At 55.9% G+C, this 12,865-nt stretch carries 11 protein-coding genes and 1 tRNA gene; 6 read left to right on the top strand and 6 right to left on the bottom strand.

Annotated elements, in window-relative coordinates; translation table 11 throughout:
• The first annotated feature begins 4 nt into the window (after positions 1-4).
• From Q0835_RS18660 to Q0835_RS18640, 5 genes are all read left to right on the top strand, one after another.
• Complete coding sequence (locus Q0835_RS18660) at positions 5-532, top strand: O-acetyl-ADP-ribose deacetylase (RefSeq protein ID WP_298963734.1); 528 nt, start codon at positions 5-7, stop codon at positions 530-532.
• Complete coding sequence (locus tag Q0835_RS18655; RefSeq protein ID WP_298963695.1) at positions 532-2,526, top strand: acetyl/propionyl/methylcrotonyl-CoA carboxylase subunit alpha; 1,995 nt, start codon at positions 532-534, stop codon at positions 2,524-2,526. Before Q0835_RS18660 ends, Q0835_RS18655 begins: the two co-directional genes overlap by 1 nt.
• Positions 2,513-4,144, top strand: a complete 1,632-nt coding sequence (locus Q0835_RS18650; protein ID WP_298963693.1) for an acyl-CoA synthetase — start codon at positions 2,513-2,515, stop codon at positions 4,142-4,144. Before Q0835_RS18655 ends, Q0835_RS18650 begins: the two co-directional genes overlap by 14 nt.
• A 95-nt stretch (positions 4,145-4,239) precedes the next feature.
• On the top strand, positions 4,240-5,100 hold the full coding sequence (locus Q0835_RS18645; RefSeq protein ID WP_298817172.1) for a hydroxymethylglutaryl-CoA lyase: 861 nt from the start codon (positions 4,240-4,242) through the stop codon (positions 5,098-5,100).
• A complete protein-coding gene (locus Q0835_RS18640; RefSeq protein WP_298963692.1) occupies positions 5,097-5,885 on the top strand; it encodes a crotonase/enoyl-CoA hydratase family protein in 789 nt (262 codons plus the stop codon). The genes Q0835_RS18645 and Q0835_RS18640 overlap by 4 nt, the downstream gene beginning before the upstream one ends.
• 10 nt (positions 5,886-5,895) lie before the next feature.
• Here Q0835_RS18640 and Q0835_RS18635 read toward each other — a convergent pair whose 3' ends face one another.
• The 6 genes from Q0835_RS18635 to Q0835_RS18610 all read right to left on the bottom strand — a co-directional run bounded on the left by Q0835_RS18635 (position 5,896) and on the right by Q0835_RS18610 (position 12,600).
• Positions 5,896-6,630 (bottom strand): hypothetical protein, encoded by a 735-nt coding sequence (locus Q0835_RS18635; RefSeq protein ID WP_298817176.1) that lies wholly within the window; start codon positions 6,628-6,630, stop codon positions 5,896-5,898.
• A 285-nt stretch (positions 6,631-6,915) separates the two neighbouring features.
• Positions 6,916-7,725 (bottom strand): response regulator, encoded by an 810-nt coding sequence (locus tag Q0835_RS18630; RefSeq protein WP_298817178.1) that lies wholly within the window; start codon positions 7,723-7,725, stop codon positions 6,916-6,918.
• A gap of 284 nt (positions 7,726-8,009) precedes the next feature.
• A complete protein-coding gene (locus tag Q0835_RS18625; RefSeq protein ID WP_298963691.1) occupies positions 8,010-8,816 on the bottom strand; it encodes a transporter substrate-binding domain-containing protein in 807 nt (268 codons plus the stop codon).
• A 177-nt stretch (positions 8,817-8,993) separates the two neighbouring features.
• Positions 8,994-9,069, bottom strand: a tRNA-Thr gene (locus Q0835_RS18620).
• A gap of 207 nt (positions 9,070-9,276) precedes the next feature.
• A complete protein-coding gene (locus Q0835_RS18615) occupies positions 9,277-11,208 on the bottom strand; it encodes a heme biosynthesis HemY N-terminal domain-containing protein (RefSeq protein WP_298963690.1) in 1,932 nt (643 codons plus the stop codon).
• A gap of 72 nt (positions 11,209-11,280) precedes the next feature.
• A complete protein-coding gene (locus Q0835_RS18610; protein ID WP_298963688.1) occupies positions 11,281-12,600 on the bottom strand; it encodes a hypothetical protein in 1,320 nt (439 codons plus the stop codon).
• 13 nt (positions 12,601-12,613) lie between these two features.
• On the opposite strand from Q0835_RS18610, the gene Q0835_RS18605 reads away from it, so the two are divergent.
• Positions 12,614-12,862 carry a hypothetical protein gene (locus Q0835_RS18605; RefSeq protein WP_298963687.1) on the top strand — a complete coding sequence of 83 codons (249 nt, stop codon included), beginning with the start codon at positions 12,614-12,616 and terminating at the stop codon, positions 12,860-12,862.
• The last annotated feature ends 3 nt before the right edge of the window (positions 12,863-12,865 follow it).

The following is a 12,865-nucleotide window of genomic DNA, read 5'->3' as shown; positions in this document are numbered from 1 at the left end:
TGACGTGTCCCGCTCTCTAAGCCGCATCGAAACACGTATCGGCGACATAACCCGTCTTTCCGTCGATGCAATCGTCAACGCCGCCAATACAAGTCTCCTCGGGGGCGGCGGCGTCGATGGAGCGATCCATCGCGCTGCAGGCCCACGATTGCTTGAAGAATGCCGCAAACTCAATGGCTGCGAATCCGGTCAGGCAAAGATTACCGGAGGATATGAGCTCTCCGCCAGGCACGTGATCCACACCGTCGGTCCTATCTGGCAAGGCGGCAAAAACGGCGAAGCTGAACTCTTGGCCAGCTGCTATGAAACGAGTTTGCGACTTGCTGCAGAGAACGCTTGCGAAAGCATTGCCTTCCCGTCGATCTCAACCGGCGTTTATGGCTATCCTGCGGATCGTGCCGCGGAGATTGCAACCGCTGCGATAACGAGATCGTTGGTCGACCATCTGAATATCAGGTCCGTCATCCTCGTCGCCTTCAGCGAAGAAAATCATCGTCATCTCTTGGCCGCGCTTGGGAGGGCGGAAGACTGATGTTCAAGAAAATTCTCATTGCCAATCGCGGTGAAATTGCGTGCCGGGTCATGGAAACAGCCAAAACGCTCGGCATCAAGACGGTCGCAATCTATTCGGATGCCGATGCAGGTTCCAAGCACGTTGCCATGGCCGATGAGGCCTATTGGATCGGGCCGGCACCTGTTGCGGACAGCTATCTGAGGATCGATCGAATTGTCGATGTGTGCCGCCAAAGCGGTGCTGAAGCAGTACATCCGGGCTACGGTTTCCTCTCCGAAAATCCGGGCTTTGTCGAAGAACTGGACAAGGCAGGAATTGTCTTCATAGGACCAAGTGCACACTCCATACGCGCCATGGGCTTGAAGGATGCTGCCAAGGCATTGATGGAAAAGGCCGGCGTACCGGTTGTGCCCGGCTATCACGGGGACAATCAGGACCTGATGTTCCTGAAAGACCGAGCGGATGAAATCGGATACCCGGTTCTGATCAAGGCCCGCGCAGGTGGAGGTGGAAAAGGCATGCGCCGCGTGGATGCCCCTGATGACTTTGCTGCTGCTCTCGAAGGCGCGCAACGTGAGGGCGAAGCCAGTTTCGGTGATGCCAGAGTGCTGATCGAAAAATATCTTACCAAGCCGCGACACATCGAACTCCAGGTTTTCGGCGACAGTTACGGCAACGCGGTGCACCTGTTCGAACGTGATTGCTCCCTGCAGCGCCGGCACCAGAAAGTCATTGAAGAAGCGCCCGCACCCGACATGCCCGGCGACATGCGTTCGGCCATGGGTGCAGCTGCCGTCAAGGCGGCAAAGGCAATTGACTATTCCGGCGCGGGCACGATCGAATTCATTGCAGACGTGTCTGAAGGTCTCCGGTCCGACCGGTTCTATTTCATGGAAATGAACACACGCCTTCAGGTTGAGCACCCGGTGACCGAACTCATCACCGGCGTGGATCTCGTGGAATGGCAGCTTCGTGTTGCCTCGGGTGAGCACCTGCCGAAGGCGCAGGAAGATCTCTCCTTCAATGGCTGGGCCTTCGAAGCGAGACTCTATGCAGAAGACGCGCCCAAGGGCTTTCTGCCGGCCATCGGAACGCTCGAGCATCTTTCGCTTCCCGAAGACAGCGCACGCGTCGATGCCGGAGTGCGTGCCGGGGACGAAATCAGCCCCTTCTATGATCCGATGATTGCCAAGATCATCGTGCACGGACCAACCCGGGAAGCTGCGCTTGGCAAACTGCTGGCGAGCCTAGAGGCAACCGAAGTTGCAGGCTGCGTAACCAATGCTGCTTTCCTGGCCGCGCTCTGCAGGCACAAGGGGTTCGCCGCAGGAGACGTTGACACGGGTCTCATAGATCGCGATCTGGACCAGCTCATCGACGAACCGGCAGTGCCTGAGGATGCCGTTGCCCTGGCCGCGCTGACATCCCTTGGTTTGACACGCCCTGTCGTTGGCAACGACCCTTTTGAAACTTTGGCAGGATGGCGAATATGGAGTGCGTCCCGGCAATTCGCTCTTCTGGAAATCGGCGGAGACCGCTGCGATGTGGAAGTTCACGCACGCGGACAAAACCGGTTTGCCGTGCACTTGGCCGACGGCAGCCGCAACTATTCCCTGATTGAGGTCAGCGGCAATTCCATCACCTATGACTGTGAAGGCCATCGTGCCCGCGCGGTTGTCGTTGAAGACAGCAAGGGCCTGACGGTCTTCCTGAATGGTTTCGCGTTTCCGGTCGGCCTGCCCGATGCCCTCAGCACGGACGAAGATGCAGGCAGCACAGATGACAAGCTGGTTGCCCCCATGCCCGGACTGGTGAAAGTGCTCAGTGCAAGCGCAGGCGACACAGTGACCAAGGATCAGCCATTGCTCATTCTTGAGGCCATGAAGATGGAACACACACTGAAGGCCCCTCGCGACGGCATCGTAGGTGAGGTTCTGGTTGCGGAAGGCGAACAGGTAACCGACGGAACCGTTCTGCTTGCACTCGCGGAGGAAGCCGATGCTGCCGCATGATGCCAGAAGCTACGATGACCTGACTGAGAAGTTCGACTGGGACATTCCAGAGCGCTTCAACATCGGTGTCGCGATTTGCGATGTGTGGGCCGAAAAAGAACCGAACCGCGAAGCCCTGGTCTTTGTCAACGAAGACGGCGATATCGCGAGTTACACCTATGCGGATCTGCAAAGGCTGTCCAACCAGCTCGCCAATCTTCTGAAAAGCCAGGGCATGCAACCGGGCGACAGGATAGGGGTCCTGCTGCCGCAACGCCCCGCAACAGCCTACGCCCACATCGCCGCTTTGAAACTTGGCGCCATATCCATACCGCTGTTCACGCTGTTCGGCGAAGAGGCTCTGGAATACCGGCTACGCGATTCCGGTGCGAAAGTCGTCGTAACAGATCGGGATGGTGCCGCAAAACTGGCAGACTTGCGGGACCGGTTGCCCGAACTGACCACTGTTTTTTGCGTCGACGGTGAAACCGGTGACGCGCAGGATCTGGCAAGCCACATGGCTGGCCATGAAGACACATTCGAAGCGTTTAACACCTCGCCGGACGACCCGGCAATCATCATCTATACCTCCGGCACGACGGGCCAGCCCAAGGGTGCACTGCACGGTCATCGGGTTCTGCTTGGACATTTGCCGGGCGTTGAAATGAGTCATGACTTTCTCGGGCAACCTGGAGACCGGATCTGGACGCCTGCAGACTGGGCCTGGATCGGCGGCCTTCTGGATGTTCTGATGCCGGCGCTCTATCTTGGTGTGCCGGTTGTTGCATGCAGATTTAGAAAATTTACCGCGGATGCCGCTTTTCAGCTCCTGCAGGACCAGAAAATCCGCAATGCCTTCCTGCCGCCTACGGCGCTCAAAATGATGCGTCAACTCGAGAACCCGCTGGCACAATGGAAACTTGATCTGCGTTCCGTCGCATCTGGGGGCGAAACATTGGGCGCTGAACTGATCGACTGGGGCAAGAAGACCTTCGGTCTGACAATCAATGAATTCTATGGTCAAACCGAATGCAACATGGTCGTTTCAAGCTGCAAACAGCTCATGGACTCCCGGCCCGGCATCATGGGCCGAGCGGTGCCCGGCCATCAGGTCGGCATTGTGGACGATGAGGGTATTGAGCTGTCTGCCGGGACACTCGGCAATATTGCCATCAAAAGACCGGATCCCGTCATGTTTCTCGGTTATTGGAACAATCCGGAAGCGACAGAAAAGAAGTTTGCCGGAGACTGGCTTTTGACCGGTGATACGGGTCTTTGCGATGCCGACGGGTGGTTGCGTTTTGTCGGACGGGACGACGACGTCATCACGTCCTCCGGTTACCGTATCGGACCAGGTGAGATCGAAGACTGCCTGATCAAGCATCCTACCGTTGCAATGGCAGGTGTCGTCGGCAAACCCGATACGCAACGCACTGAAATCGTCAAGGCCTATGTAGTTCTGAAAAACGGTATCGACCCTTCGGAAGCACTCGCGAGAGACATTACCAACTTCGTCAAAACACGTCTGGCGGCTCACGAATATCCGCGCGAAATTGCATTTGTCGATTCGTTGCCGCTGACGACGACTGGCAAAGTTATCCGCCGCGCATTGCGTGCGCGGGCAGAGGAGGAGACGTAAGGCACGTTACAGCGCCTGGCAGGTGCTTCTCCCGTTCAGATGACTTTTCACCGAAATAAGCAGCCCCACTCCCAAAAGGTACTTCGAGCCCAGATATGTCCGAATTCGTCACCATTTTTGAAATGGGCCCGCGTGACGGCCTTCAGAATGAAAAAGCGTTTGTGCCGACTGATCAGAAAATCGAATTGGTTGATCGGCTTTCCGCCTGCGGGTTTCGCAAGATCGAGGTGACCAGCTTCGTCAGTCCCAAATGGGTTCCCCAAATGGCCGATGCACAAGACGTCATGGATGGGATCTATCGGCATCCCGCCGTGGTCTATTCGGCACTGACACCGAATGTGAAGGGCTACACGGCTGCCCGGAAAGCTTCGGCGGATGAAGTGGCCATATTCGGCTCCGCGTCCGAAGGGTTTTCGAAAAAGAACATCAACTGCTCCGTCGCCGAGAGTATCGAACGGTTCAAGCCTCTGCTCGAGAAAGCTCATCATGACGAGATGCCCGTTCGCGGCTATGTTTCCTGCGTGACCGACTGCCCCTATGACGGGCCGACACCACCTGAAAAGGTTGCTGAAGTTGCCAGCGCGCTCTTTGAGCTTGGCTGTTATGAAGTCTCGCTTGGCGACACAATTGGTGCAGGGACACCCGAGACAATCGGACAAATGCTCGATGCTGTCTTGGTCCATGTACCGGCTGACAAACTCGCCGGGCACTATCATGACACCAAAGCTCGAGCTCTTCAGAACATCAGCGTAAGTCTGGAAAAAGGTCTTCGGACTTTCGACAGCGCGATTGGCGGCCTCGGTGGCTGCCCTTATGCGCCGGGAGCCAAGGGAAACGTCGCGACGGAAGCCGTTGTCGACCTGATGGACGGCAACGGCTTTGAAACCGGCATTCGCCGCGACTTGCTGGCGGAGGTTTCAGAATTTGCACAGAACCTGCGGAGCGCGGACACATGAGCTATGAAACCCTGTCGCTGTCAGTTGACGAACGCGGTGTGGCGACACTCAAATTGAACCGCCCCGACAAGCACAACGCGCTGTCGGCTGCCATGATCGAAGACCTGAGCAATGCTGCAAAGCACTTGGGATCCGATGACAATGTCCGTGTTGTTGTCCTCACAGGCGCTGGCGGCAGTTTTTGTGCCGGGGGCGATCTCGGCTGGATGCGCGAGCAATTCGAAGCGGACCGTGAAAAGCGGATGGCCGAGGCGCGCAAACTTGCCATGATGCTCAAAAGTCTCAATGAAATGCCGAAACCATTGATCGGCCGCGTGCAGGGTCAGGCCTTTGGCGGCGGCATCGGTATGATGAGTGTCTGCGACACGGTTGTCGTTGTCGAGAGCGCAAAGTTCGGGCTGACCGAAGTGCGTCTTGGCCTCATCCCGGCGACCATCAGCCCCTATGTTTTGGCGCGTATGGGAGAGGGCAAGGCACGCAGGGTCTTTATGTCGGCTCGCATCTTTGGTGCAAAGGAAGCTGTTGCCCTCGACCTTGCGAGGATCGCCGTCAGCGAAGAAGACCTGGATGCCGCCGTAGAGCGGGAAGTGAAACCCTATCTTTCAGCGGCCCCGTCAGCCATCGCGGCCTCAAAGGCACTTGCCCGGTCCTTGGGTCCTGACATTTCGCAAACCGTGATCGAAGATACGGTGCGAAGGTTGGCAGACACCTGGGAAACAAAGGAAGCCCGGGAAGGCATTTCTGCGTTTTTTGAAAAGCGGAAACCATCATGGACGGTCACCTGAAAATCCAGCCTCAACTGCCGCCGCGTCTTGCGTGCTCAATCAACGCCGCGATCCGGGCAACCTGTTTTTCTTCAATCACAGGCTCGTCTTCCGGCGCTCCGCCATACATGCGCTCTCGCTTGCGTCGAATTTTCTTGCGCTGAAGGTCGCTTATGCCATCAGGAAGTTCCATACCGGCTCGGTCAATACTGATAAGCACACGCTGCAGGTCTGGAATAAGCTCCGAAGAGATTGTGAAAGTCGCGCTGTCGTTGCGTTTGAAAACAAGCGTTTTTGTGCTTTCAGCACCGTTGAGCAACACGGCCTTACGCGGCCCTGCCGACCCGATTGTCGACTGAAACCAAGCGACCCAGCCGGAAGCCTGCCAAAGCTTGATCTCTATCGTTTTCACATCTTCATAAGGGACGCGAACACGCAAACCGAATTGCGTGAATTCAAACCCGTTGCCAAAGAAGCGGACCCAGGAAGTGTCCTGCCGCACGGCAACTGTGAAAAACACCATCGACAGGCAGGCGGGTAACAAACACATCAGTGCTAACAGCGCTGCAGCTCCGCTCCAGATGCTCATACCGATGAATGCGAGTGGAAAAAACACAACGCCAAATCCGAACCCGATCGCATCCAGCACCGGAATAGACGGTCTGGAAATCGGCTTGACGGCACCGGAAGGCATTGTTGGACGTGGCAAGGCAGCATAAATGCCGGCTCCGGCAACAATACAGAGCAGGCTGCTAAGGATGGACATGAAAAAATATCCACCGATCACACCCAACAGGCATAGCGCCAAGGGTACGATGCGTCGAACGAATTCAAGTTTTGCTGCTTTGCCCAACCCGTTCTCCACGTTGCCAGACAGTGAAACTGATATGAACTGGAAGACTTACTGATTCTTCTATTGAATCAATAGTTGGTTTCCAAATCAACAATCAGGAAAAGCTATCCAAAACCAATCGCAGGAACAGGTAAACACCGCCATTCCAAATTCAATAAATGTCTTTTGATTTCAGCAGATTGCTTACAAGAGAAGGCGTCAGGACGCCTTCATCTCAGGTTCGTCGAAACTGAACATTCCACGCGACTTTCCAAATTTTGGTATGTCGATTTGCAAGAAACGATGCATGACACTGTCAATATCTTCAGCTGTGAACGGCTTCTTCAAGAAGCCGGAAATGCCGACGAAGGCCGCAGATCTTTGCAGATAAGACGTTTCGTTGGTCGACATCATATAGACGCCGACTTTGCTGGACAGATCGCGAATTGATCCGGCAAGCTCAAGTCCGTCGGCGCCCGGCATATGAAAATCCGTCAGCACCAATTTAAATTTGCCGGATCTCATCGCTTTGATCGCGGACTGAGCACCGTCTGCTTCTGAAATGTCGAAGCTGAAACGGCTACCTTCCAGGATCTTGCGCGTCATTTTCCGCATCGTCGCCGAATCATCGACGATAAGGATCGGACAGGCGGTCCCCATCTTGATTTGTGTCGCAACAATGCTGGACACGTCGTCCTGATGAAATGGCTTTTTCAGAAAGTGATAAGCACCGTTTTGCCTTAAGCTGACTTCGTCCTGCTCGTCCAGGCTGCTGGACATGGCGACAACGAGACATTTGTCGGACTTCGTACCCTTTATCGAAGCAACCACCTCCGGTCCGCGCAGACCAGGCAGATTGACATCGATGAAAGCAAGGTCGATCTGCTTTTGTCTGAGAACGTCAAGTGCAGCCCGCCCGTTGTTGACGATGTCGATCTCGATATACCGCTTTGATCGGTGAACGTTGATGCCATCATTAACCACATCACGGGCAATAGAGCTGGCATCAGCGACCAAAATGCGGATCATTTTGTGAAGCAATGTCTATTACCTTTGCATGATCAGTAATCCGCACCCTGCGGACTTGTCGAATTTGACAATTAAAATAGCTGAACAATTGTATATTTTCAGTTACTCAATCCTAAGCATTAATTACAACCTAAGATATACTAAATGAATACACGACGTCACTAGAGGAGCGGATTGATAAATATAGAACTTTTCCTGCTTACCGAGAAAACTTCTTCAATTTGCCCTACAAAAACTCAATTATTACAAAGGCTGAACATACCCTTGGTTGCCGCACGCACTGTTCACTCAGTTAGCGGAACATCTTCCGTGTGTTCGTCAGGCTGTTCAAATTCTGCGTGTTTTCCAAAAATGTCGCGCGTCACCCCGGACGCGTGCATTCGCGCAATCTCCGAATTGACTGTCTTCAAAAAAGTTCTGCTGGCCGCGCTGTCGTGGCAAACGAACGTAATGGGAAATCTCAACGTGTCCGGCGCGACAGGACTGACATGCAACGCATCCGGCCTGTCAAGGTCTTCCAAAGCGAGGGCTGTATCGGGATGGTGGCCCAGAAAAGCGTCGATGCGATCCAGTTCCAGCATCCTGATCAACTGTTCTTCAGAGGCGATCGGGACATATTGATCGGCATTCTCTCCCAGAAAATGCACCGCACCTGAACCACGAATATAGCCAACACGTTCAGGCCGAAAGTCGGTAAGCGCTGCTCCAGCTTCTTGTCGCTTTGCCGTATAGAGCCGCAGCGAGACGACATCGACCGTGTCGGACGTTCCGAACTTTGACGCTGCCGCACCCAATTTGAGTGCCCGAATGTTTGACGGAAAGATGCAGGACAGTTTGTCCTGTCTGAACAGGTTGCTGGCACGCAGCAAAGGAGCCGACTTCCGTTCGGTCATCAATCCCGTTCGCTCGAACAGAACCTCCAGGAAACGATCGTATTGTCTTCCGCTGTCTTCCGTCAGACGATGCGGGAGGTAGTACATATAAAGTGTGAGGTCATCGGAAGCACTTGCCGGGGCCTTGCCAAGCAAGCAAACAAGACCAAGGGCGAACAACAACAGTCGGTACCAGCGTCTTTCCCGGCAATAAATCATACTCGATACTGCCCGTCGCACCGGCAACATGCAAGACACGCTCCTCGGCGCACAGTTTCTTGACCTTTGCAGGCGCATCTCTTTGACAATTATCGACATATTGTTCAGCTCGAGCTCAGGGCTCGTGTCTCCGGCACAGACCGTCACCGATTTCTTCGGACAGGACATGTGGAAATCTGGTGCTGCTGAAGGGACTCGAACCCCCGACCCCATCATTACGAATGACGTGCTCTACCAACTGAGCTACAGCAGCACTTGCTTGCAACCAACAAGCTGCGCGCATTGCGCGATCACACCCGATTGCCTCGGGTGGGCCGCTAATTACCGGAGCTTGGCGTCATATGCAAGAGCCTAAAACCAGCTCTTTTCCGGATCATCACATCTTCCCGACAAGCGACGTCTGCCGAAAGAAAACTGAGGCCAACAGACATATCAGGCGATTGATCAGCGAGCCCGGAATTTAGTTGAAAAACCGGGGTCGCGTGGTCTTGGCCGCCTTTTTGTCGTCGTCATCATCATCGGGACCGGGATCATCCGGCATTCTGGACAACGGAAACTCGATTGGCCGATTGAGGTCTTCCTTGTCCGGTTCTGGCTCAGCGGCATCAGCTTTGGGCTTTTCAGTCTCCTCAGCGGCATCGGCTTTGGCCTCGACATCCTTCTTGTTGTCGTCTGCCGCACCAACAACCACTTTGTCTTCGGGCTTTTCCGAGGCCTTGGGAGCATCAGGTTTGGCTGCAGGAGGTACGGGTGCTGCCGCAGAGGCAGACGCCTCAGGGAGGTCCTTCAATGAGGGGCTGTATTTGACATCGTCTGTCGTGCCTTCGTAGCCCTGTTTTCCGGTTTTTGCTTCTTCAATGGATGAAACATCTGCCGGAGTTGCCGCACTATTCTCTGCCTGCACGGGTGCAGCAGAAACCTGACTGTCTTTCGAAACAGGCTCAGCTTCAAGGTCCACCGCGGCCGGTTCTGAAACCATTTCAACTGGCTTTATAGGCGAGGCAGGTTCAGGGTCTGCCATCGACGCCGCCGGTGCCAATGCCAGCGCCTCGAACAGGCTGTCCTCTAGAACATCGGCTGCTGCTTCAGCCAGGCTTCCGGTCGTGCTCCATTCGAATGCGTCCAGCCGTCCGGTAACCGGCGAGACGGCCTGCCAGTCGGCGGAAACAATGCCGTCGGCGACCCAGGCTTTGTCCATCGGCGCATTCACGGCGCGCGCCAGCCAGTCGCGCATGCGCCCTTTGTCGCCGCTTTCGGTCTCTTCAAGTTCCGCCATGGCCAGAAAGGCCTTGCGGGTCGGTTCGCTCTGGAGAGCTTTCTTCAGCTGTTTGCGGGCTTCGTCGAACTCGCGTGCTTCCATCGCAGCCCTGGCAATTGCCATGGCGCCCTCGGGCGTGTTGGCACGTTGTGCTGAAAGCGCCTTCACACGTTTGAGCCGATCTACGGCTGAGTCCCCCGTGCGCACATGGGCATAGGTCTCGGCAAGATCAGGGTGCGGGAACAGGCGCCAGGTCGCCTCCAGAACCTTGGAGGCCTTGCGGATATCCCCCCGGCGCGTCGCAAGACGTGATGTCAGAACCGAGGCCGGCACGAGATCCAGCGCCAGTCCATGCGCTTCCTTGGCCAACGAAAATGCCCGTTCTGGTTCGCCGTCCTCGAGTTTCTGGGCAAGCGCCGTCAGGATAACGGCACGCTGACGCCGATAGGTCTTCTTGTCCATCAACTTCGCAGCGTAATTACGCTCCAGAGTCTTCAGAGCTTCATCCCAATGGTGGGCAACGGCCTGATATCCGAGCACCGCCTTGCCGGCCCACTCCAGGCCGGGTGAGGTCTTCGCGGCTTCCTCGGCATAGTGGCGTGCTGCTATCGGCTCCCTGTGGCGCTCGGCTTCCACGAAGAGCCCGTGCAGCCCAAGAGCTTTTGTTGACGGATCGTCCAACATGGCTTCGAACCGCTGCCGCGCCTCGTCGTCCTTGCCGGCCAATTGTGCGGTTTGGGCGAGCAAGAGCTTTGTGGCCGGTTCCTCGGAAAGCAATTTGTCGGCATCGACGCCGAAACGGCGTGCCTGTTTCGCGTTGCCGGTGCCAAGCGCAATCAAGCCTTGCGACAATGCGCTATAGCCCTTGTCCTTGCGCCTGCGCTGAAAAAAGCGGCTCGCAATGACAGGCGACTTCAGGATCACGCGAATGATCCAGACTGCAAGAAGGAAGATTGCCAGAAGCACACCCACCACGACGGCGGCAACTGCCGGTGTTTGTTGCCAAACGATCGGAACCCTTTGAGGGTCCGGGCTTGTCCACTGGATGGAAACCATTCCCGGCACATCCGCGAGCCACGCAAAGCCCAATGCGACGAGAAACACAATGATGAAAAAGCCGAGGACCCGGATCATGAAAGTCGCTCCCGAGGATTATCGGTCGAAACCGGTCGTGTATCGTTTTTCCCGGCGAGCCGCAGCTGCCGATCAGCTTTCTTTATTGGCAAGCGCATTGAGCACTTCCTCTGAGGCTTTGTTGGTCAGGTCGTCGACTTCAACACGGGCTTGTGCCCGCGCTACCCACGTTGCAGCCAAGGACTGAGCATCGGCAGGAAGCTCTTGATATGCAGCGATTGCCGCTTTCAGATCGCCTTGGCTAACCGCAGTATCCATCCTGTGCAACGCAGCCTCTGGCCCACTCCCATCTCCATCGCCAAGACCGCGAACACTGACGATCGATCTGGCGCTGGACAAGAGATTGTCAATCACATCGCCCGAACGATCCGGCTCGGCAAAAGTCTGGTAAATCTTTTGAGAAACAGGTGGAAACTGAGCTATGAGAACTGCCACTGGTTCAACACCAGCGGACGCATGCGCCTCAAGTGCATTCAGATCGATATCCGACGGCAGGCCAGCCTTTACTGCTGCCAGTTCGGTTTCATATGGGCGACCGGAATCCACGGCTGATTTCAACGCCGAAACGGAAAGCGCACGCGCGGCAACTTCGCGAGCCGTGGCATCTCCCATAGTGGCTTCAACCGCGGCAAGGCGTTTGGACATTGATTCCAGTTCGGAACGGATGGTTTCCACTGCCGAATTGTTTGCACTGCCGACCGACTTGATGTCCTCCGAAAGGCTCGAAAGCGTTTCCGTCGCGCGCGCCTGGCTGTCGGCAAGGGTCTTCAGGGAGACGTCGGATGTGGAGACGGCGGTTTGAGCAGCCTTGGCTGTCGCCGCAGTGTTGTCCAGCTGGGTCTGCAATTCACCAAGCGTCGTCTTCAATTCACCCAATTGCTTGTCCAGACCGGACACCGATCCGGAGAGCTTCTCAGCTTCGGACGATGAAGAGGTTGTTGCTGCTTCCAGTTTCTCAAGACGGTCTTCAAGTGGCTTTACGTCAACGGAAGACGAACCACTGGGGGAATTTTCCAATGCAGACACACGATCCTGCAACGGCGTCAGATCAACCGCCGCTCCACCTCCGCCAGCTGCACTTACAGATGCAACATCGCTTTTCAGGCTCTCAAGCTCCTGCTTGAGCGCTTCGACTGCTGACCCGGCGTCACTGGATGTTGCGGACACTGCATCCTCAAGTTTGCTTTCAAGCGCGGCAACCTTGCCCTCAAGAGCTGACAGGGCTCCGCCTGCATCGGAATTGGCGGCGCTCGACGTTATCTCGCCGAGCTTCTCTTCCAGATCCGCGATCTTGCTTTCCGCTGCCGAAAGTGCGCCGGCAACCTGCTGATCCTGCTCGGGTGTTAACTTCAAGATGCCGGCCTGATGAAGACCAAATCCACCGCCGAGCACGATGATGCCGCCGATGACGGCAGCAATCAGAACACCGAAGGCGCCGACACCACCGCGGTCTTCTGCCGCTGGTGGATTTGAAAATGTGGTGGAACCGGTTGCCGGTGATGAACTGGCCGAAGCGCCGGTGCGGCTCGATCCGGTGGACGTACCGCTGGCAGGCGCGGACGGTTTCGAAGCTGTTGAACTCGTCGAAGACTTGGAAGACGAGCTTGACGAAGACGTGCTCGCGGACGCCGCGCTGCTTTTGGGCGAGCTGTAAGGA

The sequence above is a fragment of the uncultured Roseibium sp. genome (genome assembly GCF_947499295.1).
In the GTDB taxonomy this organism is placed as follows: Bacteria; Pseudomonadota; Alphaproteobacteria; order Rhizobiales; family Stappiaceae; genus Roseibium.
This window is presented reverse-complemented; position numbering and strand designations above follow the sequence as displayed.

Bases quoted from the DNA above. Each gene is read 5' to 3' on its own strand.
- Q0835_RS18645 (WP_298817172.1), top strand. From the start codon at position 4,240: ATGTCCGAATTCGTCACCATTTTTGAAATGGGCCCGCGTGACGGCCTT.
- Q0835_RS18635 (WP_298817176.1), bottom strand. From the start codon at position 6,630: ATGTCCATCCTTAGCAGCCTGCTCTGTATTGTTGCCGGAGCCGGCATT.
- Q0835_RS18655 (WP_298963695.1), top strand. From the start codon at position 532: ATGTTCAAGAAAATTCTCATTGCCAATCGCGGTGAAATTGCGTGCCGG.
- Q0835_RS18625 (WP_298963691.1), bottom strand. From the start codon at position 8,816: ATGATTTATTGCCGGGAAAGACGCTGGTACCGACTGTTGTTGTTCGCC.
- Q0835_RS18650 (WP_298963693.1), top strand. From the start codon at position 2,513: ATGCTGCCGCATGATGCCAGAAGCTACGATGACCTGACTGAGAAGTTC.
- Q0835_RS18605 (WP_298963687.1), top strand. From the start codon at position 12,614: ATGACGGCAGCAATCAGAACACCGAAGGCGCCGACACCACCGCGGTCT.
- Q0835_RS18615 (WP_298963690.1), bottom strand. From the start codon at position 11,208: ATGATCCGGGTCCTCGGCTTTTTCATCATTGTGTTTCTCGTCGCATTG.
- Q0835_RS18630 (WP_298817178.1), bottom strand. From the start codon at position 7,725: ATGATCCGCATTTTGGTCGCTGATGCCAGCTCTATTGCCCGTGATGTG.
- Q0835_RS18640 (WP_298963692.1), top strand. From the start codon at position 5,097: ATGAGCTATGAAACCCTGTCGCTGTCAGTTGACGAACGCGGTGTGGCG.